The organism is Prevotella sp. tc2-28, from assembly GCF_900107705.1.
GTDB lineage: Bacteria > Bacteroidota > Bacteroidia > Bacteroidales > Bacteroidaceae > Prevotella.
In genome coordinates this window covers 65932-91492 of sequence record NZ_FNRE01000007.1, presented here as the reverse complement: position 1 = coordinate 91492, position 25561 = coordinate 65932, and the positions used below count along the sequence as shown (strand labels likewise).

Genomic DNA, 25561 nt, shown 5'->3' with positions numbered 1-25561 from the left:
CAATAAAAAAACGAAAATCTTTGGTTTTTTGCTCACTTATTCGTACCTTTGCACCCCGAAATGGTTTGGTCTGGTAGCTCAGCTGGATAGAGCAACAGCCTTCTAAGCTGTGGGTCTCGGGTTCGAATCCCGACCGGATCACCAAGAAAAAAATGAGCAACTGGTTAGGTTGCTCATCTTTTTTTGCGTTTATCTTTTTGCGATTATTTCACCACGTCGCCCTCGTCAAGAGAAATCAGGTGATTCTTGCTGGCGTAGAAGTTGGCACCGATGATTGGGGCAATGAGGTTAACACCAAATGGGGTGTTCGTGATGGCGAAATTGTCTGATTGGGCGATGCCGACGTAATCGACTACCATGATGCCGGTCTTGGCATATTTTTTCTTCAGGAGAAACTTACCGACTTCTTCGTTCTGCACGCTGGCATTCACGATGTAGTTTAGGACGTAATTGGGAACGCCAAAACGGCCAGCCACGTGATTGATGACCCAATGGGGCTCGCTGGACTTAGCTGACTCATCGGATATCTGCAGGGCTTTTTCGACTTTCTCGCGCTTGTCGACGGCAGAAAAGAGTAGTACCATGGTATTGCCTTGAACCGTCACCTTGCCCTTCTTGCCATTGGGGAACTCGACATCGCCGGTCTTTATGTCATTGCTCCATACGTTGTGCATGCAGGCGCCCATGGGATTGTCGGCAAGGGGAGCCGAGTAGTTGTTCATCACGATGAGCTTGCCACAACAGTCTTTCAGACGGAGGTCGGGACCATAGTTCAGCACGAGCTTGTCGAGACCGAACACTTCCTTGAGTTCGTTATACACCCATCCAGAGACATACTGCATCGTCTTGGAGTCAGCTCCCGATGCCTGGTCGAGCATGATGATGGCGGTCTCCGAGGGGTACTTCTTGAGCAGACTCTGGAGCTCCTGGAAGACTTGCCTGGGTGTGACGTTGGGAATGCAGTTTTTCAAATCTTCATCGTAGAAGCCGTAGCCGCCACCCTTTTCTGCCACGTAGATGGTGCCGAGGTCGAAGTAGCGCACACCGAGATTCCAGAGCTCCTTGATGGAGAGATACTGGCGCTTGTAGTTGGTCAGCATGGATTTGCCTTGGTCTTTGGTCAGGTAGGTCGAAGGAACTCCGCCAGCCCCGAGGATTGACATGTCGCAGATACGGGGATTCAGACTAAAGTAGTATTTCCCCATATAATCGTGATTGTCAATCGATTTATTAAGCACTTTGAACAAGTTGTTGACGTCGACCATATTCTTGATTCTTTCCTCTATCGGAAGATCGCTGGCTGCGCGGGTGATGGACTGGGCACGCTGGGCGGCTTTGGCTACTGACTCGTTGGAGAACTGTCCTGTCTCGAGAATCAGCGCTATCAGACTGGCGTCGGTGCGATTGATGAACGTTAGGCCGCCTGTCGACTTGTCGCGCAGGATAGCCATGGTGTCTTTCAATACTGCATCGAAGATGCATCCGTTCTCGGCGAGAATCTTATAGGTCTCGTCGCTCTCGTCGACCTTCTTCTTGGCATCAACCATCAGACCTCCCACCAGTTCGTAATCCTTGATGTTAAGCTGGTCGACGAAGTGGAGCTTGCTGAGGTCGTTGGTGACACCCCATGTGCCGTTGTAGGTAACGATGTTTTCAACATTTTCATCATCGTCATCGAAGGTGAAGTCATAGATGTCACACTGGCCTTTGTCGCTGATGTCGTAGAGTCGTACATTGTCGGAAAAGGTGAGCTGCATCTCGTCCAACCAACCACCAAGCACCATCGTCTGTATCTGATCAGCGGTGTACTTGCTCTGTTCGGCATTCTCTACAGGATTAGAGGCGTTGTCGTCATTGCTGCAGGATGTCATCGTAAGACATAATGTGCCACAAAGTGTCAGGATGGTGGCACACATCCAATTTCTCATTTCTTTCATGTTTCTTGAAATATAAACCACTTTAAAAACAATCTTTGCTATCAAATCGGGGTGCAAAGATACAGATTATATCTGTATAAACACTCATCATGTATTACCTATTTTTACTATAACGTTTACGTATGCCCCATGTCAAAAGTAAAGAGGACCGGCATTGATTGCCAGTCCCCTTTTCCACTTTGGGCTCAGTCGTTTAGCCCTCGTCAACTCCGTCGATGATGCTGCCGCTGTCTCCACCTTGGTTGTCACCACCCTGGGTGCTGCCGCCGGTATTGCCGCCGGTGCTGCCACCATCGTTCTCACCAGTCTCGGTCGTGTTGTCCGGTTCCTCAATGGTACCGTCGTCGGTGCTGGTCACGCGCTTCACCTCATTGCCGTTGCGGTCGTAGCACGTGATGACCACAGCCGTCTCCTTCAGCTCCTGCTTCAAATCCGTAGCTGGTGTGAAGATGATACGACGCGTCGTGATAAGGCTTGCCTTCACGTCGTTGACGTCAGCCACACTGGTGGCCGAGAGTCCGAAACGCATGGTTCCGAGTCCCGGGAGCGCTACCGAGTGACCTTCGGTAGCCCACGCTTTGATCACTTCTCCGGCGGCATCCCAGCAGGCCTGCATCACGCCCTGGCTCACGCCCGAGCGGAGAGCTGCCTCACGGATAACCTTCTCCGGAACAAGCTGCGAATACAGTTCGGGCAGCATCACGTAGCGATACGTGCCTGCATACTTGCCGACCTTGAATTCGCGTTCCTTTGCTTTAACTTTTAAAGACATAATCCTGAAACAATCTTTTTACGTTAAAACCATTCTGCGACCAGCTACATCGGGTGGCCGCATCCCGCCATTTGTTATCCTTATTTGCCCTACAAAGATACAAAAAAAATGCGATAATTCCAAATTTTAACCCATTTATTTTCAGTGATTTATGTTAAAAATTGCTTATTTTCTTGACTACGCTTTATGTCATAAAAAAGCCCCGATGCCAAAGCATCAGGACTATGGATTTTAGCCTTCTAAGAAGAAGAGACCTAAAACACGGCAGCTGATATTTTTTTGATATCCACAAGTCGTGCGAGAAGCGTTTTCTTCTGCCTGGCCACCGACATGTTATAACGTGTCTGCATATTGATAAGTAGCTCAGGATTGATGCCAAGAGCCGCCTCCATCATCAATGCAAAATCGGTAGTAACGGGGCGCTTGCCGTTGAGAATCTCATTCAACTGTGTATAAGGAATAGAAAGCACCTCGGAGAACTTCTTCTGTGAAATCCCCCTTGCCTCCAATTCTTCCTTCAGTATGTCTCCCGGATGTGTCGTTGTTCTGTTCATGTTTATCTCCTTATTGATAATGGTTTGTTATGTCTGTTACTGTACAAATTGTCACAATAGGTTCTGTTCCCTCTTTTCTTATTTTGAACTCCAGACGATAGTGATAGTCTATACGTATGGAGAAATAGCCATTGTCAAGTGCTTCGAAATTAAGCGAGTTGAAAACAAATAGGTCCTCTATGCGAGTAGCAGCCATCAGTGTATCAATGCGCTTCTGATACTTTGTAACGACTTGTTTTTGGAAGCGGTACTTCTTGTTTGTACATTTCCCGTCGTTATAGAGTTCTTCCAGATAGTCCTTTTCGTATTCAATGACCATATTGCTGACATTTTATGTTGCAAAGGTAAGCATTCTTTTCTAAATTCACAAATTTAGTGAAGATTATTTTGTAAATATCTAAAATTTCTCCTCCGCACAGCAATTATTTTTCGAGTGCGGAGGAGAAATTTTTGGAGTGTGGTCGCGGAAAAATCATCCTTCGAGGAGGAGGTCACACAGGTCTGTATTGGGCGGATACTGCTCCAGGCTATTTGAAATGTTGTAGTCTATGTCTTTGACGTGTGACATTTGCTCGTTCCACTTATCATAGCAGCCACTGTCGGGAAACAGTGTGACACGACGTCCACGCAGACACGCTAACTTTTCAGGTGACAATCCACTGCTACCTGCTGTAGCCAGCCAAAGGTGTTCTGGCTGACAGGCTGCCATGGCCAATGCGGTCTTTTCGCTTTCTACTATACAGATGTGAGCATCGGGACGACGGGTTATTAGATGCTCGCCGAAAAGACACTGGTAGAGCTGCCAGTCGGGTGGTAGTAATCCCGTTCGCATCAGCGGTATGTGGGTCCACCCCTGGAAACCATTGCGATGACCGTCTATGCGGTACTGCATGATGTGTCCAGCGTGAACCATGCCTTGATGGTCAATCTGCCAGAAGATGACATTGCCTTTGCGGGTGGCCCCGACAAGATAGTCTTCAAACACCTTATGTAACTGCTCTTGGGTGATGCCGATGTGCATGGCAAAATCTGTCATCATCCATTGCCAGAAGATGCTGCGGGGCGAGTGGCTGCGATTGACGAAGGTCATGGGCAGCGGTTGAAAGGGCGGCAGCGGCTTAGGCTGGCAGTAATTGTCCGGATTGGCCTTGGGTTCGGTGGCCCACTGGTTGTCACGGTAGTAGTCCGACGGCTTGTAGTGGTAGCCGCAAGAGTGCTGGTGGTCACACTTACCTACGGTGTCGGCAACGTAGTGGAACCCGTTGCGGGTATCGACGTATCGCACCAGGCACTTCTTTTTACCACAGTGCGGACAAGTCAGCTTCACGGGCTGATGTCCGGTGAGTCGCTTGGACTCTAATTGATAACGAAAATCTGTGTTCATAATCATAAATATTTTTGTTGTTTATAATTAAATTTGTTGGCGATTCTCGTTCGTTGTTGGAGCCGCTATATATATAGGCGGCTCCGACAACAAACAAAAATCTTATCGCGGTTAGAAGGGCAGAGCTAGGTCGTTGGACACCTGAATCATACCGTTTACTTCAACAAGGCTGCCATCCTTCACCCATTCAGAGATGTACGTTGCAACAGTAGGACGTTTTCGATCGAGAACATTAACTAGAATCTCCGTCAGTTGTTTGCGGCTGACGACACCTCCTTTATCACGGAGTATGCACAGGCACTTCTCAAGACGTTCCTTCCTCTCCTTGTCAAGGGCTTCCTGACGCTTCTGAAGCTGCTCGGCCTTACGCTGTTCAAGCAGTTGGCGACGCTGTTCGTCGGCATCAATGATGTGCCCTTCAGCATCGAAGGTGATGCTCCATTCGGGCATCTCTTCATGACGGGCCTCAGAACACTTGACAGTGATAACGCTACTGCCTTTCTCCTTGACACACTCCAGTACCGTAGCACTCTTTTGAGCCAGCATTGTTCCCAAGTGACCGCGCATGTTGTGATCCTCGTCAGCCTTGTTGGTATGGAGCACACAGACAATGGCGCTGCTGTACTGGTCGCTGAGTTTCAACAACTCTTTGATAAGTTGTTTCGACTCTGTCTCGTCGTTGAACGAGGCTACGAATTCCACAATGCCGTCGAGCATCACCACTTGAGGTTTCTCTTCCTCAAGAGCTAACTTAAGCAGTGGTAGCAACTGCTCTTGGTTAATGCGGCGCAGCGAATGGAGCGACACCTGCGAGTCGATGACCTCAGACGACAGTCCCGTCATCTGTGCAACATCCTCCAGGATAAGCTTCGTGTCGGTGCGGTTCTGCTCTGTGTCGAAGTAGAGGATACTGGGCTTCTCCAGTAGCGACTTCACACGGAACATTACACCCAGCAAGAGTGCCGCGATGAATACCTTCAGAGCCGTCGTCTTGCCAGCTTTTTGCTTGGCCTTGATAGCATGAATGTCACGCAGGGCAAAGATACCCTTACCGTCCACCTCTAAAGCATATTCCTCTGGTGGCACCTCCGTATCAGTACGGATACGTGTCTCACGAAGCACCTGAAGAAGCTGTTCCTTCTGCTGCTCCTCAGCAGTTGGCTGGTTGACAGCCTCACCCACAATGTCGTTGACGGTAGCAACCATCGTTTTATTGTTAACATCCTCGCCGTTATTCACAGCTTGGCTGTTTACTTGTCCACCAGCATTCTGCTGCTGAACGTTCTGCAGGCTCTCTGCCTGCGTCTCTTGGTCGTTAATACCTGATAACATAACGTTAGTGAGTATTAATGTCCCACAAGCTTGCACGCTGCCGGTCACTTAGCAAGGGGCACTTGTTGTGAATCATGCCGACAGTCCGACGGCCCGTGCTCGGTTTGGAATGCCGTCAGTATGTTATAACGGCAGCAAAATTACGTATGTCTTTCCTATCTCTTGTCTTAAAAAGTATATTTCATTTATTCAACAAATAAAAACAAACAGAAAATAGACAATTTGCCAGATTATGACAAACCTGGCAAATTTGGCAAATAAAATAGCAGTGACTTTTGTCGCTGCTATTTACTATTTATTTTTGGATGATTCCTTAAAGCTGTATCCCAATTCGTGGATGTGGCATTGTAGTATTTGAAAGCATGCAGAATTTTCCATAAGGGGCTATTACATTGCTTTGTGGATATCTTCCTTTCTTTGTGCGCCCACTCATAAACTAAATCTGTTATCTCATTGTCCTGCAGGCCATTTATCTTGTCAAGAAAATCCACCACATCGTTTTCTTGGTTAAAAAATATGGGCAGAAGCAACTCTTTCAGTATTTCGGTTTTCTCATTTTTCAGCCTACTAATCTCAGCATTCAGTTTGATGGCTGCTTCAGTGGGCGATGATAATTTGTCGTTTTCTTCTTTCAGCTTACCATTTTCAATAGTAAGCTTATCTATCTGCTTCTGCTGTTCCTCAATTATTCTGTTATAATCTGTTGTAGTCTGATTGTCATCCTTCTGCTGAGCCTCTTTAGACTTTCGAGCCTGTTCAATAAGTGTATCTTGTTCTATGATTTTGTCAATCTCCTGATTGATTTTAACCTTCAGAATATTGTCGGCACCATAAGTCCCCATGTTATAAATGAGCTGACAGAACGCTTCTCTGAACAATTTATTATCGCGGTTCCGATAATACAAAAGGATGTAAACGCATGTTAGTCTGGCATGACACCACCTAATATTAGTACCTTGTTCAAAGATATTGTTATTATTCTTAGCTTCTAAAATGACAGAATTTACACTTCGAGGTTCATCCTCAATCATTTGACAAGGTTTTATAACAGCCTCTAAATCCCACACATTTTCTGGAGTTAAACGGCGATTAAAGTAAGCCAATTTCATGGCTACACGATCGGCTAACTGATCGAGTGTAAATTTTGGAAGAAAATCAGTGTTATTGTTCATATGTCTGCAAATATACAACTTTTTTCTGATTCCTCCAACAATCTCCCGCAAACAATTGCAATTATCTTCAACTTTTTAACAAAAATGATGGCGTCGCGAAATGCGACACCATTAGGAAACAAAGGGAGTGTTATCCCTCTGCAAGTTCGAGGGCCATGAGGTTCATTTGCTGGCAGTCGGAGGCAGTAAGCGACAGGCGTTCGTTGGAGTGCTCCCAAGCGGAGAGTATCAGTAGGCGCCCATCGGCACAGGCATCGAACTGCTCTCCCTTGGGTTTGGACAACGGGGTGAAGCCGTTGCGGGCTACAACAATGATGGGAAGATGCTGGTTGAAAGCCTGACGCATGACTTCTTTTTCACCTGGGGATATGGCTGGGGATATGAGCACTGCACCATTGTGCGCAGCATGGATGTATCGGGCAGCTTCGGCTTGTAACTGCTGGCCAATTATGCGTCGTGATATGCGGACGGCCATGCGACATGGAACGGAGAGTAGGGCACGGTTGCCGATACCGTTGTAGGTATAAGAGCCATGCTTCAAATCAAAGAAAGGTTTTAATAGTTCTGGGCGCTCGCGTTTCATGAGCAAGCGCCGGGGATTGTCTCGCAGGTAGTGCTTCCAGCGTTGATATTCGTCATTGTTGCGTAGTACCAAGTCGTTGAAGCCTGGCTCGAAGAGTAGTCCGTGCTTAGGATGGCTCCCCTTCATGGTCCGTTGCGACTCAGTCGCAGCAGACAGTGGAGCAATTAATTGACGGTAATGCCGCCCGCAGCCGGTCTTGAAGCCCCTGATGATACCACTTAGTCCGCAGCTTAGAGGCTCGCTGATGTAAAGGATGCCATGCAGATGGTCGGGCATCATTTGAAGCTCGAATATTTTGACCTCAGGATGGTAGGTTGGTATGTTCCACCATTCATCTCTGACGGCGCTGCCCAGAGGGGTCAATTCTATACGGGGGTCGTTGCTGTTGCCATAGACACGGCCAAACAAGTTCTTGCGTCCTTCAACGGTAAGCGTCACCATGTAAATTCCACGTCTGGTGTAGTCGTGTCCAACAAAGCGCCGTTTCATAGATGGTATCTTTTCGCCGGCAAAGGCTTTTCGCTTCTCGTAGGTGTCCTTGTCCATATCTGCAAAGATAACTACATTTCCTCATATTCGCAACTTTTCCGCACTTTTTTCCACCCAAAAGTGTTTTTATTCCCAAAGATTTCGTATCGACAATAAAAAAGAAAAACGAGTTTCCCTTTTGTATTTTGCTCGCTTATTCGTATCTTTGCAACGTAAATGCGTTTGATATGACGATAGACGAATGTATCAAGCTATTGAAGAAATGATGTACAAATTATAAATATACACTACTATGAATAAGAATGAGAAATTTGTAATCACCATTAATCGTGAGTTAGGTAGTGGCGGTCGTACCATTGGCGAGATTCTGGCCCACAAACTGGGTGTGTCCTTCTACGACAAGGCTCTCATCAAGGCTTTAGAAGAGAAGTATAACCTGACAGCTGAGGAAATTGAGAAGATGAGAGGGCGCGAAATCAGATGGTGGGAAGGCTTAAAGCGCATCGCAGGCATCGGCGAAGGAATGGTTGACAGCAGTTACTGTCTTACGAAATATGGTAAGGAGCCTGATGTGTTGACTACTGAAAACGTGTTTAAGGCGGAGGCGGAGATCTTGCATGAGATTGCAGAGGAGGAGTCGTGTGTCATTGCGGGCCGTTGTGGGTTCTTCATGTTCAGAAACCATCCTAACCATTTAAGTGTACTCGTTCATGCACCAATGGCTTACCGTGTGGCACGTGTTGCCGCCAAAAAGAATATCTCTGAAGAGGAAGCCCGTAGTATCATTGAGAAGGTGGATAAGATGCGCGAGAATTACGTGAATCGATTTACTGGCACTTCCCGCTATGAGGCTCGTAACTACGACCTCGTATTCAATGCGGAGGGCAAGACCGAGGAACAGATTGCAAATCAGATTCTGATGTTCATTGAGTAGTTAATGCGTTACAATGAAGCCCATACGGAAAAGGTGACGGCAAAGGAGATTATTGAATACATGGAGTCGTTGCGGAATGAGCAGCAGCGACGAGTGCTCATGGGGTTCTTTAAGACGGGTCCTGGTGAGTATGGCGAGGGTGATGAGTTCCTGGGGTTGAAAGTGCCGCAGACGCGAGAGGTGGTTAAGGCTGCCGCGAAGGATTTCCCTTTGAGTGAGGTACCTGACTTGCTGCTGTCGAAATGGCATGAGGTGAGGTTGTGCGGACTGCTGATACTGGTGGATCAGTTTGAGAAACTTTCGTTGAAGCGATTGATAAATGATGCAGAGGCTATCCGGAAGCGTGATGAGATCGTGACGATGTATCTGCAGTATGGGGAGCAGGCGAACAACTGGGATTTGGTGGACTTGTCGGCTCCGAAGATTCTGGGACATTGGTTGCTGTTGCCTACCAATTTAGGAGATACAAACGATAAACTAACCGTTCTTGATGGACTCGCAGCCAGCGATTGCCTGTGGAAACAACGCATCAGTATGGTGTGTACGTGGAAGACGTCGCAGGCGGGAGACCCGTCGTGGTGCCTGAGGTATGCTGAGGTTCATCTGCATCACCCACACGACTTGATGCATAAGGCGGTGGGATGGATGCTCAGGGAGATGGGAAAACGGTGCTCGATGGACTTGCTCCGCGGGTTCCTGCGTCAGCATGCACACGAGATGCCTCGCACGATGTTGCGCTATGCCATTGAGAAGATGAGTGAGGAGGAAAGAAGGGGGTGGCTAAATGGTTAACAAGGACTGCTGAACGCCTAGTGGACGGAAAAGTTCCGGAACGGAACGCTAAGCATCGTCACGGAATAGCGTGAGGAAATAACCTAGCCGATAAAGGTGGAAAACGAAGATAGTGGGGTGTTGACCGGTAAGATGGCGACGCTCCACTTTTGCGAAGATACGGTGCCACAGTCGGACGAGCGGTGCTATGGGAGCCAGTCGGCGGGCGTGGACAAGCATGCGCGAATAGCCTTGCAAGTCACGACGGAAGTGGTATAGCGTTCGCAGACCTTCCTCCGTCTTGCTGACGAATGCGGCATTGGTCTCGAAGGTGCCGAAGAGTAGGGGATTGTCGACGTGGAGAATGGCGATGCCGTCTTGTTCGAGTTGCTTGCCCAAAAGCACATCCTCATAGCCGTAACGACGGAAACGGAGGTCGAAGGGATGGGCGAGCATGAGGGAACGGCGAATCAGGAAGTTGGCCGTGTGGAAGTCCTGATAGGGCGACTGACGACGACGCTCGACGACATGCTGCTGTTCAGAAACTTTCTCATAGAGTGAACGCAGATTGCCAGGCTGGAGGGGTGCTATCTCGACACCCCCGTCGACGACATCAGCCTCCTGACAAGCCGTGAGGTAGCGTTGCAGATAGTCGGGGCGACAGACCTGCATATCGCTGTCGATGAAGAGCAGCCACTCATGACGGGCCTCCTGAGCCAGCAGATTGCGGATGGCTGCTCGTCCCTGATTATGAGGTGACTCTATCATCCGACAATGTGGCAACTCGTTGACACGACGATTGTCAGCGACAACATCGGCATCAGTAGAACCATCGTCAGCCACAATGACCTCGTAGTCGACAGCCAACGACTCCGCCTGTTGCTGGAGTGCTGTGACCAATGCGACACAACGGTCGTTGTAGGTGGGGATGAGAATCGACAAACTGCTCATAATTGCCTGCAAAAATAATCAAAAAAAGTTATAAAGGACAGTTTTATCGATTTTATTTGCTCGTTTCGGGTGAAAAGTTGTAATTTTGCGGCGTTTTACGGAAGTTAAACCAAACCAAAGAAGATAAACAACATGAAAAAAAAAGTATGTAAAGTAGCCGCAATGGCTGTGATGATGATGTTCTCTGCCCAGACAAACGCACAAACACTGGGCGACGTGTTAGGCAGTGTGCTGAACAACCAGCAGTCGGGTGGCCTGGTACAGGGACTGACCACCGTGTTCTCGAGCGACAAGCAGGCAACAGCCGAGAAGATTATCGGTACGTGGAACTATACCGAGCCTGCCATCGTCTTCACATCAGACAACATCCTGGCAAAAGCTGCCTCGAAGATTGCTGCCAACAAGGTAGAGTCGAAGTTACAGGAGCAACTGTCGAAGTATGGCATCAAGCCCGGTGACTTCTCGATGACCTTCAAGGAGGACGGTACCTTCACGGAGACGATGAAGGGCAAGACATCGCAAGGCACCTGGCAGGTGAAGGACTCGAAGCTCATCCTGTCGATAGTCGGTGTGAAGGCACTCACCATCACCACCCAGATAGACGGCAAAGACCTCCAGTTCGTGACAGATGCCACCAAACTGCTGAACCTGTTTAAGACACTGGGTGCCAAGTCGAGCAATTCGAGTATCAAGACCGTCGCTTCGCTGATGAAGAGTGTCAAGGGCATGCAGGCAGGTATCACGCTGAGGAAGCAATAAGTTAAAAAACATTAAGAAGAAGGTATTTCTCATTTCTCATTCCTCATTTCTCATTAATAATGTGTACCTTTGCAGCCGCTATTACGAGATAGTAGCATGAAATTCATATTTTAACAATTAAAAATTAAACAATTACAATGGCAACAAGAATCAGATTGCAGCGCGGCGGTCGTAAGAGCTATGCTTTCTATAGCATCGTAATCGCTGACGTTAGAGCACCACGTGATGGTAAATTTACTGAGAAGATTGGTACTTACAATCCTAACACCAATCCTGCCACAGTGAACCTGAATTTCGAGCGCGCACTCTACTGGGTAGAGACCGGTGCTCAGCCCACTGACACCGTTCGTAACATCCTCAGCAACGAGGGCGTTTACCTGATGAAGCACCTCCGTGGTGGCGTTAAGAAGGGCGCTTTCGACGAGGCTACTGCTCAGAAGAAGTTTGATGCATGGAAGGCTGACAAGCAGAAGGGTCTTGAGAAGATTGCCGCCGAAGAGGCAAAGGCAAAGAAGGACGCTGCTGCTAAGGAGCTGGCTCAGGAGAAGAAGATGAACGAGGAGATTGCTAAGAAGGTAGCTGAGAAGAAGGCTGCTATCGAGGCTGCTAAGGCTGAGGAAGAGGCTGCAAAAGCCGCTGAGGCCGCTGCTGCTGAGGCTCCCGCTGAGGCTCCTGCAGAAGAGGCTGCTGCTGAGGCTCCCGCTGCAGAGTAAATCATGAGTGATGCACATTCTTGAGGTACCCTCGTTCTTCCACCCCTATGGTGGTTTGTTCTGCCTCGATCAGGCTAAGGCCTTGAAGGGTTTAGGACATGAGGTACGTATCTTAAGCAATGTTCAATTAGGTGCTACGATAGGGTTGCGCGATTATGTCGTGCGACCCTATCATCGTTTTGTACACGAGATGGAAGGAGTGACCGTCTACCAGTCGTACCAGCGTGGCTTGCCCCGGATGGTGCACCACAATGTGGAGCGATGGGTAGGCATCGTCCGCTCGATGTTCCGCGACTATGTGAAACGCCACGGAAAACCCGATGTCCTGCATGCCCATTGTGCCAAGTGGGCAGGCTATACCGCTATGCTGATTGGCGAGGAGTATGGCATCCCGTATGTTATTACGGAACACCTGTCACTGATGTTGCTCGAACAGGAATTTGGAAAGGCACCCAGTGATGCCTGGCAGATACCCTTGCTGAAACAAGCCTACGAGCATGCCGCCTGTGTGCTCCCAGTCTCGGAAGAACTGGTTGATTCCATTGCCTGCTATTATGGTAAGAACTATCGATGGCAATGCCTCTCCAATACCATTGATACCGCTTTTTTTCACTATCAGCAGCGTGAGTCGCGTAGCGGACGGCCTTTCCGCTTCTGTTGTCTGGCAGACTATTACTATCACAAGGGCTACGACATTTTGTTTGAAGCCTGTCAGAAGTTGCAATCACAAGGCATATCCATAGAATTACATTGTGCCGGACTGGACACAGACGGGAGCGCGTGTCAACATGAAATAAAGCGACTGGGACTGAAAGGTGTTAAGACCTATGGGCGCATTGACAAAGAGGGGGTGCGTAATTTGCTCTATACTTCTGACGCCCTGGTGCTTGCCAGCAGAAGTGAGGTGCAACCCTTAGTCCTGTTGGAGGCAATGAGTACGGGTATACCGGTTATTTCCACCGAGTGCATACCCCACAGCCTGCGTATCGAGGAGGGCTGTACTATCGTACCCATTGGTGATGCCGATGCCTTGGCTTCTGCCATGAGTCATATGGTAGAACAGCCTGCCGTTGATGGTGAAATGTTGTCTGTGAAAATCTCAGAGTTGGCTTCCCCCATTGTTGTTGGAAGGCAACTGGAACAAGTACTCAGCGAAGTGCTTGTTTCGCGCTGACAATACCCTTTCGAGCAAGTAGTCCGATGCGCCAAAGCCATCGGTGACGCATGATAAAGAACACCGTGTGAAGACGTGGTGTTAGGCAGACATGCCATTCTTCGGCACAACGAAACACCTCTGCCGACAAATCCGGATTGAAACTACGGAAAGCGTGCATGGACAAAGCGAAAAGACGCGTTTCCATAAACTGGTCTGTGCGCGTTGTGTGCAGGTTGTAATGTTCAATCAAGTAGTGTGTCAGTCCCGTAATCTGACGGAAGAAGCGGAACAGTTTCTCATGGTTTGTCAGATTCGACACCGAAGGCTTGCCAATGCTGTAATTCATGGTAAAGTCCGGAAGATAGGCAATGTCACCATAGCGTGCCAGCATAAATACCAACGAGATGTCTTCCGTAGCAAAATCGTTGTTGCGGAAGAGGAAGGCATCTTCCGCGTAGGCTTTTCTGAACGCTTCGGCAGCATAGAGCGACGAGCTCAGGTGGTAGACACTCATATCCCTTTGGGTGAGGATAGTTTCCAAGGCATCCGTACCCTTTACAATAGCCTGCGAAAAGGGTGGGGGCGCACAGGGTGTCTCTTGTCGCGTTGCCTCGTCATACCAGTTCCATCGGGTCAGCACGAGTGTAACCTCTGGATGCTGTTCCATCACGCTGACCTCCTTTTCCAGTTTCAGCGGATCCGTCCAGAAATCGTCACCGGCACAGTCGGCAATGTATTTGCCGTCGGCAGCAAGCAGACAGTCGAAGTAGTTGCGGACGACCCCCTTATTCGGCTTGTTCGCCATCACCCGGATGATGCCAGGATGATGTTCGGCATACTGCTGACAAATGGATAATGTGTTGTCCGTAGAGCAGTCCTCGCCGATGATAATCTCATAGGGAACATGACATTGCTGCATGAGGATGGAGTCCAGCGTGCGAGCGATGGTGTCCTCCTGGTTGTATGTGCAGACTACGACGGAAATCTTGTTCTCCATTATTTCTCGCGTTTGAGTAATGGCAGTGAGTGAAGTAACAGGGTGCGCCCGATAGCTGTATTGGTCATGCGGCGGAACCAAGTGTACTTCTTGGTATAGTCACGGTCGGGCAGGGGGAAGAGACCCTTGCTGCTCAACTCGTCCAGACAGTTGTTGAGGGCCTGACGCGAGTGCGTCAAGGTGATGGTGTTATAGATGTAGTCCATGGTCAGCTGGGCAACCCTGCGCTGCAAGGCGAGTCTGTCGTTTTGTGGCAACTTATCGCAGAGGTTCTGCAGGTGTAGAATGACGGACAGGTTGTCTTTCAGCCGCTTTTCCTTGCCTTTTTCCTCGGAGTGTGACTGTTGTATGGCAGACTCCTTGTGGCGTCTGTAGAAATAAGCCTTGGCTTTTGTTACGTAAACCTCTTCTGCGCGTAATAGCAGTTGTGCTGTGAACTCTTCGTCTTCTCCGTATTTGATATCTGGTGAGAAGGTCAGTTTGCCCACAATGCCCAGACGGAAGAGAAAACACCAAACCGTACCGGCAATATTGTGGTTGCGCATGTAAGCTGTTCCGCTCGTCTTGATAGGCGATTGGATGTTGGTGTCTTGCTGATTTGCAGAATGGGTGAAGTCGAAGAGCACCATGTCGGCATCCTTGTGGTATCGGATGATGTCCAAGCAGTGTTCATAGGGCGTCTGTATCAGGTAATCGTCAGCATCAATGAACTGGATGTATTTTCCGGCAGCCATGTTCATTCCTCTGTTTCGGGCAGTACTTACACCCTGATTCTTCTGGCGCACATACACGATGTCGTCGCCATACTGCATCAGACCGTTCATGGGGCATACCTCAGAACCGTCGTCAATCACGATAATCTCACGCTCGAAGGAACGCAACGAGAGGGCTAGGATACTGTCAATGCACTCACACAACATCTGTACGGGTAGGTTGTAGTAGGTGATGACAAAACTGACCAATGGGGTGTCTTTTTGTTCAATCATGGTGCAAAAATACGAAATTATTTGCAATTACGTAATAAAAGTCATCATTTTGCGTTCTATTTTTATAAATTATGAAAGAAGAGCGCGACGACAGCTACAGACATGTACTTAAATATACGGGAATATTTGGCGGCGTACAAGGTGTCAGTATATTGATTAGCCTGGTGCGCAACAAGGCGATGGCCCTGTTGTTGGGAGCAGGTGGTATCGGACTGTCGGCACTGATGACATCAGCACAGAATTTTGCAGCACAGTGTACAAGCCTGGGTATCTCGTTCGGAGCCGTACCCCGTCTGTCAGAATACTACGAGCATGATGACAACGACCAGTTGTCGTTCTTTATCCAGGTGACGCGCCTGTGGAGTATGATTGCTGCGATGCTGGGTTGCATCTTCTGTGTGTTGGTGAGTCCGCTTATCAACGGCCTGTCGTTTGCTTGGGGCAACCACACGTTGCACTATGCCATGCTGGCTGTCTCGGTGGCTGTGATGGCCATAGCAGGCGGCGAGACGGCTATCCTGAAGGCTACACGCAGGTTGGGCGCACTGGCAAAGATACAGGTGTGTTCCGCCCTCATCTCGGTGTGCGTCTCCATTGCCCTCTATTATTTCTTCTATCACTCCGGTGTCGTACCTGCCATCGTCTTGACAGCCATTATTACGATGCTTACCACGATAGGCTATTCCTATCGCTATTATCCCTTGCGACTACATTTCAACAGCAGTCACCTGAAACAGGGGGCAGGGATGGTGAAGCTGGGTGTCGCATTCATCGTGGCAGCAGCCATCGGAAGTGCTTCGGAGATGTTCATCCGCTCGTTCCTGAATGTGGAGGGCGGACTCAACGATGTGGCGTTCTACAACACGGCCTATATGATTTCCATCACCTATGCAGGGATGGTGTTCTCCGCCATGGAGACCGACTATTTCCCTCGTCTCTCTGGCGTTGCCCACGACATTCAGGCAACCAACGAGACGGTAAACAAACAGACGGAGGTGTCACTATTGCTGTTGTCGCCGATGTTAGCAGCCCTGACGGCCATGATGCCAGTGCTGATACCCCTGCTGTTCAGTAAGGAGTTCCTGCCAATTGTCGGAATGGCTCAGGTAGCCGTGCTGGCGATGTATTTCAAAGTGCTCACCCTGCCTGTAGCGTATATCACCCTGGCACGAGGACACTCGTTGTCGTTTCTCTTCTTGGAGTCAGCCTATTTTGTTGTTCTGGTGCTTAGCGTGGTTGTCGGTTACACCTATTGGGATATCTATGGAACGGGAGTGGCTATCGTCGTGGCACATATCTTCGACTACCTGATGATCTATGCCTATGCCCACGACAGATACAGCTATCGGTCGACAGCTACCATCAGCCGTTATGCCATCGTTCAGCTGAGCATTGGTTTCCTGGCATTCTGCCTGTCGTTGCTGACCAGCGGTTGGGTCTATTGGATAGCAGAAGCCGCACTGATGATGATCAGCACGGCTTATTCGATTTACATCCTGCGCCAAAAGGCTCATCTGTGGGAGGCGCTACGCAGGAAATTCATGTAGTTCCTTAGAAGCGGAAGTCAAATTGCACATCCACGAAATTGTAGTTATGCTTCGCCAAAGTACGATCGTTCACACGGGCATACTCGAGATTTACCTGTAGGTTTTTGGTGAAGTAATAGTTGCAGCCAATCTCGTACATCGTCTTAGCACGGTTCCATTCCTTGTTGTCGCGATAGGTCTGGTAGCGGGCCTTGGCATGCAGCTTGCTCTTAATGACGGGAACGATGCCGAAAGCATACCAACCGTCTGCCTTGTCGCCCAGCATCTCTTTGGCACCCAAGCCTTGGCTGTGCAGATACTCTGCACGGAAAGTGTACTCGTCTTTGTCATATTCGGCAGAGAGCGCATAACGGTTCTTGCGTGCACTCTCAATAGTCACTGTGCTGCCATCAGTCTTGGTCATGGTCAGCTCACCACGAGTACCCGTCCATCCGAAGGCACCGATGCGCAAACCCTTGATGGGCATTACCCATACACCACCGATGATATCCTTCTTGTTGTCCTTGTCCTTTTGGTTGATACCCTCACCATTGTATACACCAATCTGGTAGTGGAACAGACGGCGTCCGGAGGCATTGGGGAAAAGGTCGCCGGAGAACTGGATACCAATGTCGCGACCACCAGAAGACTTCTCACCGGTACGATCGCCGAAGCCAGACAGGTTGTTGATGACGTTGGCATAGGCGTACCATCCCTGCGTGATGGGGTTGGTGGGATTCTCATAGGTAAAGGCGCGCTTGAACTGTCCTGCACGAATTTTGAACTCGGGGAATCGTCTCCATTCGGCATAGAGGTCTATCATTTGTACGGTAGGCTCACCGGGGCCTTTTACATTGGTACCCTGAATCTGGGCGCGCCAGTCGAAGTCACCAATCTTTCCGTCCAGGATGAAACGAGCCAGGCGGAGGTTGAACGTGTTGGAATGTTCACCTTCAGGGTCTTGCCCCTGATATTGCAGCATTCCGTATCCGCTGAACTTGATGTTCTTCACCCATTGGGGTAGTTCAATTAAGGTTTTCTTCTCTTTCTCTTGTGCGTTGGCCGTCATAGACAAAGCCATAAGAGCAATAGTCAGTAATTTTTTCATAAACATTATTTTTGGGTTAACAATACGACGTTTTCTACATGGGGCGTGTGGGGGAACATGTCAACGGGCTGTACCTCCACCACTTGGTATTTTTCATCCAATGCCTGAAGGTCACGAGCCTGTGTGGCTGGGTTGCACGACACGTATACGATGCGCTTGGGAGCTGCATTCAGAATAGTCTTGATGACATCAGGATGCATGCCTGCACGAGGAGGGTCGGTGATGATTACATCAGGGCGCCCGTGTGCGTTGATGAAGTCGTCGGTCAGGATATCTTTCATGTCACCGGCATAGAACAAAGTGTTCTTGATGCCGTTTATCTCGGAGTTGATCTTTGCATCCTCGATGGCCTCAGGAACATATTCGATGCCAATAACCTGACGTGCCTGTTTGGCTACGAAATTGGCGATGGTGCCAGTGCCGGTGTAAAGGTCGTAAACGAGCGGTGAGGTGTCGGAGGAAAGAGACGAGAGATTACCAAAAGCGAACTCACGTGCTACGGAATACAGGTGGTAGGCCTGCTCGGTATTTGTCTGATAGAACGACTTCGGACCCACCTTGAATTTCAGGTCCTCCATCAGTTCGAAGATGTGGTCTTTGCCTTTGAATACCCTGATGTCCTGGTCGCCGATGGTGTCGTTGCATTTTTGGTTGTCCAGGTAGAGTAGGGAGGTGATTTGTGGGAATTTGTCGGCAATGTGTTGCAACAACCCCTGCGCCTCCTGTTCTCCACCCGTCTCGTCGAAATGGAACTGGATGATCACCATCCACTCGCCACTGGCTGAGTTGCGCACGATGACGTCGCGCAGCAACCCCACCTGTTGGCGCAGGTCGAAGAACGATAATCCATGCTCCACGGCATAGTCGCGCACCTCGTTGCGTATCTGGTTCTGCAAGTCGTCCATCAACCAGCATTTCTCAATAGGCAATATCTTGTCGAAGGCTCCAGTGATGTGGAAACCAATAGCAGGGGTGTCCTTCACCAAGGTGTCGTCTTTCAACTGCTCTGTAGTCAGCCATCGCTTGTTAGCACACCCGAAATCCAGTTTGTTGCGATACTCCTTGGTCTTCACACTGCCCAGGATGGGACGGAAGGCAGGTAACTTAACCTTGCCGATGCGCGTCAGCTGGTCGTACACCTGTTGCTGCTTCATCTTCAACTGTTCTTCATAGGGCAACTGCTGCCACTTACATCCGCCACACACACCGAAGTGTTGGCAGAAGGGTTGTGTGCGTACCTTACTATATTCGTGATAGCGCACCACCTCAGCTTCCATGAAGGAGTGCTTCTTGCGTCTTACCTGCAGGTCGACAACATCACCTGGAACAGCCCATGGTACAAAGACTACCATATCGTCTACTCTCGCCACAGACTTGCCTTCGGCAGCATAGTCGGTGATGGTAATATGTTCCAATAATGGTAATGGTTTCTTCTTTCGTGTCATAATCATGTGTAATTTTGGCCACAAAGTTACTATTTATTTTCGAAAAGAAAGGTCTATATTGCAAAAAAAAGCAAAATATTTGCATGAATGAAAAAGATTGTGTAACTTTGCCAAATTGAATAAAACGTATACTTTTTTTAATTTTAATAATAGTACACTAACTTATGAGCCAAAAAAGAGTTTACCTCTTCGGCAATGGAAAGGCCGAAGGTAATGCAAAGATGCGTGAGGAACTTGGTGGCAAGGGTGCAAACCTTGCTGAAATGAACCATATCGGTGTCCCCGTTCCTCCAGGTTTTACAATTACAACCGACTGCTGTAATGAATATTATCAGGTTGGTCAGGAGAAAATCATGGAAATCCTAAATGACGACGTGATGGCAGCTGTTAAGCACATCGAGAACTTGATGAACTGCAAGTTCGGTGATGCTGCTAACCCACTGCTTGTCTCTGTTCGTTCTGGTGCTCGTGCTTCAATGCCTGGTATGATGGATACCATTCTGAACCTGGGCCTGAACGACGAGGTGGCAGAAGGTATGGCCAAGAAGACCAACAACCCTCACTTCGTGTACGACAGCTATCGTCGTTTCGTACAGATGTACGGTGATGTGGTATTGGAGATGAAACCCGTCAATAAGACCGATATCGATCCGTTTGAGGAAATCATCGAGAAGGTAAAGAAAGAAAGCGGTGTCGTACTCGACAAGGACCTCTCCGTTGACGACCTGAAGAAACTGGTTCAGCTATTCAAGGCTGCTATCAAGGAGCGCACAGGTAAGGACTTCCCCAACGATCCTATCGAGCAGCTCTGGGGCGCTATCTGCGCCGTGTTCCGTTCTTGGATGAACGAGCGTGCCATCCTCTATCGTAAGATGGAAGGCATCCCCGACGAGTGGGGTACAGCCGTATCAGTTATGGCTATGGTATTCGGTAACATGGGTGATACCTCTGCTACTGGCGTATGCTTCAGCCGTGATGCTGCCAATGGTGAGAACCTGTTCAACGGTGAGTACCTGGTTAACGCGCAGGGTGAGGACGTTGTGGCTGGTATCCGTACCCCACAGCAGATTACTAAGATTGGTTCTCAGCGCTGGGCTGAGCGTGCCGGTATCTCAGAGGCTGAGCGCGTAGCCAAGTATCCTTCTATGGAGGAAGCAATGCCTGAGATTTACCAGCAGTTGAATGGCATCCAGGAAAAGCTCGAGGAGCACTATCGCGATATGCAGGATATGGAGTTCACCGTTCAGGAGGGTAAGCTGTGGTTCCTGCAGACTCGTAACGGTAAGCGCACCGGTGCTGCTATGGTGAAGATTGCCATCGACCTGTTGCACGAAGGTAAGATTGACGAGAAGACCGCTATCATGCGTTGTGAGCCTCAGAAGCTTGACGAGCTGTTGCACCCCGTATTCGACAAGAAGGCTTTGGCTACTGCTAAGGTGATTGCTCAGGGTCTGCCTGCATCTCCTGGTGCTGCTTGTGGTCAGATTGTGTTCCATGCTGACGACGCTCAGGCTTGGCATGCTGACGGACACAAGGTTGTCCTCGTTCGTATCGAGACCTCTCCAGAGGACCTCGCAGGTATGTCTGCTGCCGAGGGTATCCTCACCGCTCGTGGTGGTATGACCTCACACGCTGCCGTTGTGGCTCGTGGTATGGGTAAGTGCTGCGTATCGGGTGTCGGCTCACTGAACGTTAGCTATAAGGATAAGACCGTCGAGATTGACGGCACTGTATACAAGGAGGGTGACTTCATCTCTCTGAATGGTACCACTGGTCAGGTTTACGCTGGCGAGGTGCCCACTAAGGCTGCTGAGCTCTCTGGTGACTTCAAGGAACTGATGGACCTTTGCGACAAGTACACCAAGTTGCAGGTTCGCACCAATGCTGATACTCCTCACGACGCACAGGTTGCTCGCAACTTCGGTGCCAAGGGTATCGGTCTGACACGTACCGAGCACATGTTCTTTGACGACAAGAAGATCATCGCTATGCGTGAGATGATTCTCTCTGACAGCGTTGCCGGACGTGAGAAGGCTTTGGCTAAGTTGTTGCCTTATCAGAAGGCTGACTTCAAGGGCATCCTCGAGGCTATGGACGGTCTGCCCGTGAACATCCGTCTGTTGGATCCCCCTCTCCATGAGTTCGTTCCCCACGATCTGGCTGGTCAGGAGACCATGGCCAAGGAGATGGGTGTCAGCTTGGAGGCTATCCAGCGCCGTGTAGCTTCACTGGCCGAGAATAACCCGATGCTGGGTCACCGTGGTTGCCGTCTGGGCATCACCTTCCCTGAAATCACTGCTATGCAGACCCGTGCTATCCTGAGTGCTGCTTGTGAGCTGAAGAAGGAAGGCAAGAACCCGATGCCAGAGATCATGGTTCCATTGATTGGTACACTCTATGAGTTGAAGCAACAGAAGGAAGTTATCCAGTATGCCGCCAAGGAAGTATTCCAGGAATATGGCCTTGAGGTAGAGTTCGAGATTGGTACGATGATTGAGATTCCTCGTGCTGCTTTGACTGCCGACCGCATCGCTACAGAGGCTCAGTACTTCTCATTCGGTACCAACGACCTGACTCAGATGACCTTCGGTTACAGCCGCGACGATATCGCTTCGTTCCTGCCTGTATACCTCGACAAGAAGATCCTGAAGGTTGACCCGTTCCAGGTACTCGACCAGAAGGGTGTTGGTAAGCTCATCAAGTACGCCGTGAAGGCCGGTCGCGAGGTTCGTCCCGAGCTGCGTTGCGGTATCTGTGGTGAGCACGGTGGTGAGCCCAGCTCAGTGAAGTTCTGCGCTAAGATTGGCATGAACTACGCATCTTGCTCTCCCTTCCGTGTGCCCATCGCACGCCTTGCCGCCGCACAGGCTGCTGTTGAGGAGTAATTTTAATCCGACAATAAAGTAAAGGGACCTGTCCGCTTGGGCAGGTCTCTTTTTTGCACTCCAGAGATAAAGATGACTAACCTATCTCCCCTTCCTAAACTCCCTTGGATTTACACCCTTCATCCTTGTAAAGAAACGAGTGAGCGAAGCTGTTTCAGAAAAGTGTAGGCGGACGGCTATATCTGCGATGGGGAGTGAGGTTTGTTGCAACAGGTATGAGGTCTCCATCAGAAGCATCTGGTTAATGTAGTCGACAACTGTGCGGCCAGAAACCTCACGGGCAATCTGTGAGAGGTAGCGCGGTGTGATGCAGAGCTGTGAGGCATAGAATCCCACATCGTGATGCTCGGTAAAGTGAATAGGCACAAGACTGAACATATTACAGTTGATCGATAGTTTGTGGGTGCAAATACACAAAGAAAATGCGAGTTATTTCCGTTTCAATCAATTTTTCTTCCGTTTGGGTTTACAATGATATGAAAAATATAGCTTATCTTTGCGAAATAGTAACAAACAACAATAATATTACAAAAAAGAAGAAATTATGGATATCAAAGCAGTAAAATTCAGAAAAGACGGATTCTATACTCAGCCTTTCGTCATGGGTGGCGAAGGTGGTGATTTTGATCAGAATATCCGCTATCGCGGCAGTTTGCAGAATTGGCTGATTGACACTGGTTCAGAAGTTATTCTTGTAGATACAGGCATCCCCGCAGGTACACCAGAAGAAGTTCCCGATGAGAACTCGTTCGGTTTTACTGGCAAGGACATCTGCACCTATATGGAGGCCTTCGAGGCTCTTGGATATAAGCCTGAGCAGGTGACGAAGATCTTGCTCACTCACCGCCATGCAGACCACAGTGGAGAACTGAAAAGCTTCCCGAATGCAAAGGTCTATGTGAATCAGGACGAGACGGATGCTGCCGAACTGCAGGGACTAACAAACATCGTGCCAGTCACCTACACCGATTTAGTCTGTCCCGACGGACTGCCAGTCCGAACGGGTCGGACTGAGCGTCCGAAGCCTACGGACTCGCGGCTACTATTAATACACAAGGTTATGGGAAAATAACCTTGGGTTATTTTGTAATAAGCGTCCCTTATTCATCAATAAGCGTTCCTTATTTGCATCAGAAAAAAAGTTTTTTCGATTTTACCCTCACACCCTAACGTCATCCCTCTCAAATGCCGATGTACAGGGCGTTTGAACCACGTTACCCTTTTTCATTCTCCCTAACGTCTCCCTCACATTTTGGGTAACCTATTACATTTTGAGCCTCAGAATTGCAAAATGTGACCCTCCAGAGGCCAAAACGTTAGGGAGACGTGAGGGAGAATCCTTTGTCCCTAACGTGCTCAAACGCCCTATACATCGTGGTTTGGTGCAAAAACGTTAGGATGTGAGGGTAAAATCGTAATTCCTAATTTTCCGAAAGTAATTTTCGTTACTTTCGGAGTATTTAAATTTCTATTCGGAGTAATTGAAATTACTTTTGGAGATACCATCTTGACTTACTACATCGGATGTCAGTCACCTCTTACCTTTGCATCCGATTATAGAGATTGTTCCATTTTCTTGAAATAATTCATGTAGATGGATGCAATACGGTTTAAGTTTTGTAGCTTTGCTAGAGATTTATGCCGTTGAGGGCGAGAAGACACTCACCTAGGTAAGTAGAGACTATATCGTGGGACAGGATAAGCTTCCGCCCTCATTTATTCAGATCTTTAGAGCCAGGACGAAGTATCAGAGGACATCGCTCAGGTATGGTAGAGGATGATTCAGAGTATATACAAGAGGAAAGGCGGTGAGGATTTGAGGCTATAATCATCAACATTATTAACTCAAAATTCAAACCGTATGAAACCTAATTTTGAACCTGGCAAGTGGTTTATGCAGTGCGTGGGAATCAACATTGCAAAGGGAACGTTCACGGCCTGTCTGTGTATGTACGAATTCGATATGGGATGCGCTACTGAACCCATTGTGTTTAGCAACAACAAGACTGGTTTCAACCAGTTCGTCAAATGGAGTCGCAAGGAGGCTCTAAAAGGCTATCCCATACGCTATGTGATGGAACCCACTGGTGTCTATTATGAGCAGCTAGCAGCCCATCTGAGCAAGCTAGATCTGGACATCTGCATTGTGTTGCCTAATAAGGCACGTGAGTTTGCCAAGTACGAGGGCATCCTCACAAAGACCGATGACATGGACGCTTACACCTTGGGGATGTTGGGATGCCTAGACAAGCGCCTCAAGTCTTGGACTCCACCATCACCTATTTACAGAGAATTGCGTCAGATGACACGCTTTGTGGCTGACATAAACAAAGTTAGAACAGAGCTACAGAATCACCTGGAGGCACTAACACATAGCGAGATTACCGAGAAAAGTATCGTCAAGCACTATAACAAACTTATCAACGAGATTGACAAACAATTAGCCAGCAATCAGAAGGCCATTCGAGATAAGATCAAACAACAACCTGGTTTGTCAGAACGTATTGAACGTATCGCTACAATCAAAGGCTTGGGCTATATGACTGTAGTCACTGTGCTGGCAGAAACCAATGGCTTCGCGTTGATAACAAACCGTAAGCAATTAACCAGATATGCAGGACTTGACGTGCCGGCTCATCAGTCTGGACCAGTTGATCCTAAACGTCATATTTCTAAGCAAGGTAACGTACACATTAGAACGGCACTCTATTTCCCTGCCATTGTCAGTACTCAATATAATCCCCAGATGAAAGACTTCTATGGACGTTTATGTGCAAGGAACCCGCAGTCGAAAATGATTGGAGTAACAGCAACTATGCGCAAACTGTTGCTCCTCATATATAGTCTCTGGAAAAGTGGAGAGGAGTATGATTCAAAGCGAGACAAGCCAATTAAGAAAGAAAAAGAAAGAGGCTGAACCCCATGAAGGCCAGCCTCACGGGATAGACGTTGGGACGTTGGCTGAAAAATAGCCGCTGAGCGCAGTCTTCCCTTGATGGCTGCAAAGTTAGTCAATAAATATCGAACAACAAAGAAATAATCTCAAAACATAGCATACTGTCGAGGAAAACCAGTGCGACAGCACCCATAAACATCAGAAAACATCG

23 protein-coding genes and 1 tRNA gene are annotated in these 25561 nt (G+C 48.8%); 10 read left to right on the top strand and 14 right to left on the bottom strand.

The window, feature by feature from the left end; genetic code table 11:
• Positions 1 to 67 precede the first annotated feature (67 nt).
• A tRNA-Arg gene (locus BLU47_RS07845) sits at positions 68 to 144 on the top strand.
• A gap of 59 nt (positions 145 to 203) precedes the next feature.
• Here BLU47_RS07845 and BLU47_RS07840 read toward each other — a convergent pair.
• The 8 genes from BLU47_RS07840 to BLU47_RS07805 all read right to left on the bottom strand — a co-directional run bounded on the left by BLU47_RS07840 (position 204) and on the right by BLU47_RS07805 (position 8280).
• Entirely contained in the window at positions 204 to 1928 is a 1725-nt protein-coding gene (locus BLU47_RS07840) for a PI-PLC domain-containing protein (RefSeq protein ID WP_176780498.1), read from the bottom strand.
• A 202-nt stretch (positions 1929 to 2130) separates the two neighbouring features.
• The gene (locus tag BLU47_RS07835) at positions 2131 to 2709 is read right to left on the bottom strand and encodes an HU family DNA-binding protein (RefSeq protein ID WP_091960790.1); all 579 of its coding nucleotides are present in this window, start codon (positions 2707 to 2709) and stop codon (positions 2131 to 2133) included.
• A gap of 254 nt (positions 2710 to 2963) precedes the next feature.
• The gene (locus BLU47_RS07830; RefSeq protein ID WP_091960787.1) at positions 2964 to 3263 is read right to left on the bottom strand and encodes a HigA family addiction module antitoxin; all 300 of its coding nucleotides are present in this window, start codon (positions 3261 to 3263) and stop codon (positions 2964 to 2966) included.
• A gap of 10 nt (positions 3264 to 3273) precedes the next feature.
• On the bottom strand, positions 3274 to 3582 hold the full coding sequence (locus tag BLU47_RS07825; RefSeq protein WP_091960784.1) for a type II toxin-antitoxin system RelE/ParE family toxin: 309 nt from the start codon (positions 3580 to 3582) through the stop codon (positions 3274 to 3276).
• 153 nt (positions 3583 to 3735) lie between these two features.
• Positions 3736 to 4647 (bottom strand): DUF6371 domain-containing protein, encoded by a 912-nt coding sequence (locus tag BLU47_RS07820; RefSeq protein WP_143025502.1) that lies wholly within the window; start codon positions 4645 to 4647, stop codon positions 3736 to 3738.
• Positions 4648 to 4758: 111 nt separating this feature from the next.
• Entirely contained in the window at positions 4759 to 5979 is a 1221-nt protein-coding gene (locus BLU47_RS07815; RefSeq protein ID WP_091960778.1) for an AAA family ATPase, read from the bottom strand.
• Between the two features lie 284 nt (positions 5980 to 6263).
• Positions 6264 to 7151, bottom strand: coding sequence for a hypothetical protein (locus BLU47_RS07810; RefSeq protein ID WP_091960776.1), 888 nt, complete (start codon positions 7149 to 7151; stop codon positions 6264 to 6266).
• 130 nt (positions 7152 to 7281) lie between these two features.
• The gene (locus BLU47_RS07805) at positions 7282 to 8280 is read right to left on the bottom strand and encodes a hypothetical protein (protein WP_091960773.1); all 999 of its coding nucleotides are present in this window, start codon (positions 8278 to 8280) and stop codon (positions 7282 to 7284) included.
• Positions 8281 to 8515: 235 nt separating this feature from the next.
• On the opposite strand from BLU47_RS07805, the gene BLU47_RS07800 reads away from it, so the two are divergent.
• On the top strand, positions 8516 to 9157 hold the full coding sequence (locus tag BLU47_RS07800; RefSeq protein WP_091960770.1) for a cytidylate kinase-like family protein: 642 nt from the start codon (positions 8516 to 8518) through the stop codon (positions 9155 to 9157).
• A 3-nt stretch (positions 9158 to 9160) separates the two neighbouring features.
• Positions 9161 to 9949 carry a DNA alkylation repair protein gene (locus tag BLU47_RS07795; RefSeq protein ID WP_255402121.1) on the top strand — a complete coding sequence of 263 codons (789 nt, stop codon included), beginning with the start codon at positions 9161 to 9163 and terminating at the stop codon, positions 9947 to 9949.
• A gap of 48 nt (positions 9950 to 9997) precedes the next feature.
• Here BLU47_RS07795 and BLU47_RS07790 read toward each other — a convergent pair whose 3' ends face one another.
• Positions 9998 to 10879 carry a glycosyltransferase family 2 protein gene (locus BLU47_RS07790; RefSeq protein WP_255402120.1) on the bottom strand — a complete coding sequence of 294 codons (882 nt, stop codon included), beginning with the start codon at positions 10877 to 10879 and terminating at the stop codon, positions 9998 to 10000.
• A gap of 132 nt (positions 10880 to 11011) precedes the next feature.
• Between BLU47_RS07790 and BLU47_RS07785 the strand changes: the two genes are divergently transcribed.
• From BLU47_RS07785 to BLU47_RS07775, 3 genes are all read left to right on the top strand, one after another.
• A complete protein-coding gene (locus tag BLU47_RS07785; protein ID WP_091960767.1) occupies positions 11012 to 11638 on the top strand; it encodes a lipocalin-like domain-containing protein in 627 nt (208 codons plus the stop codon).
• Between the two features lie 137 nt (positions 11639 to 11775).
• Positions 11776 to 12351 (top strand): 30S ribosomal protein S16, encoded by a 576-nt coding sequence (locus BLU47_RS07780; protein WP_091960764.1) that lies wholly within the window; start codon positions 11776 to 11778, stop codon positions 12349 to 12351.
• 10 nt (positions 12352 to 12361) lie between these two features.
• Complete coding sequence (locus BLU47_RS07775) at positions 12362 to 13525, top strand: glycosyltransferase (protein ID WP_091960762.1); 1164 nt, start codon at positions 12362 to 12364, stop codon at positions 13523 to 13525.
• Here BLU47_RS07775 and BLU47_RS07770 read toward each other — a convergent pair.
• Complete coding sequence (locus BLU47_RS07770; protein ID WP_091960759.1) at positions 13500 to 14504, bottom strand: glycosyltransferase; 1005 nt, start codon at positions 14502 to 14504, stop codon at positions 13500 to 13502. The genes BLU47_RS07775 and BLU47_RS07770 overlap by 26 nt on opposite strands.
• Positions 14504 to 15490, bottom strand: coding sequence for a glycosyltransferase family 2 protein (locus BLU47_RS07765; protein ID WP_091960756.1), 987 nt, complete (start codon positions 15488 to 15490; stop codon positions 14504 to 14506). The genes BLU47_RS07770 and BLU47_RS07765 overlap by 1 nt, the downstream gene beginning before the upstream one ends.
• Before the next feature lie 71 nt (positions 15491 to 15561).
• Here BLU47_RS07765 and BLU47_RS07760 point away from each other — a divergent pair, with 71 nt between their 5' ends.
• The gene (locus BLU47_RS07760; protein ID WP_091960752.1) at positions 15562 to 17037 is read left to right on the top strand and encodes an oligosaccharide flippase family protein; all 1476 of its coding nucleotides are present in this window, start codon (positions 15562 to 15564) and stop codon (positions 17035 to 17037) included.
• A 4-nt stretch (positions 17038 to 17041) separates the two neighbouring features.
• On the opposite strand, the gene BLU47_RS07755 is transcribed toward BLU47_RS07760, so the two are convergent.
• The gene (locus BLU47_RS07755) at positions 17042 to 18124 is read right to left on the bottom strand and encodes a porin (RefSeq protein WP_091961051.1); all 1083 of its coding nucleotides are present in this window, start codon (positions 18122 to 18124) and stop codon (positions 17042 to 17044) included.
• A gap of 5 nt (positions 18125 to 18129) precedes the next feature.
• Complete coding sequence (gene rlmD / locus BLU47_RS07750) at positions 18130 to 19569, bottom strand: 23S rRNA (uracil(1939)-C(5))-methyltransferase RlmD (RefSeq protein WP_091961049.1); 1440 nt, start codon at positions 19567 to 19569, stop codon at positions 18130 to 18132.
• Between the two features lie 164 nt (positions 19570 to 19733).
• Here rlmD and ppdK point away from each other — a divergent pair, with 164 nt between their 5' ends.
• Entirely contained in the window at positions 19734 to 22454 is a 2721-nt protein-coding gene (gene ppdK, locus BLU47_RS07745; RefSeq protein WP_091960749.1) for a pyruvate, phosphate dikinase, read from the top strand.
• Between the two features lie 81 nt (positions 22455 to 22535).
• Here ppdK and BLU47_RS07740 read toward each other — a convergent pair whose 3' ends face one another.
• Positions 22536 to 22832 (bottom strand): helix-turn-helix domain-containing protein, encoded by a 297-nt coding sequence (locus tag BLU47_RS07740; protein WP_091960747.1) that lies wholly within the window; start codon positions 22830 to 22832, stop codon positions 22536 to 22538.
• 166 nt (positions 22833 to 22998) lie between these two features.
• On the opposite strand from BLU47_RS07740, the gene BLU47_RS07735 reads away from it, so the two are divergent.
• Both BLU47_RS07735 and BLU47_RS07730 read left to right on the top strand, forming a co-directional pair.
• Entirely contained in the window at positions 22999 to 23526 is a 528-nt protein-coding gene (locus BLU47_RS07735; RefSeq protein WP_091960745.1) for an MBL fold metallo-hydrolase, read from the top strand.
• A gap of 789 nt (positions 23527 to 24315) precedes the next feature.
• Positions 24316 to 25371, top strand: coding sequence for an IS110 family RNA-guided transposase (locus BLU47_RS07730; RefSeq protein ID WP_091960742.1), 1056 nt, complete (start codon positions 24316 to 24318; stop codon positions 25369 to 25371).
• The last annotated feature ends 190 nt before the right edge of the window (positions 25372 to 25561 follow it).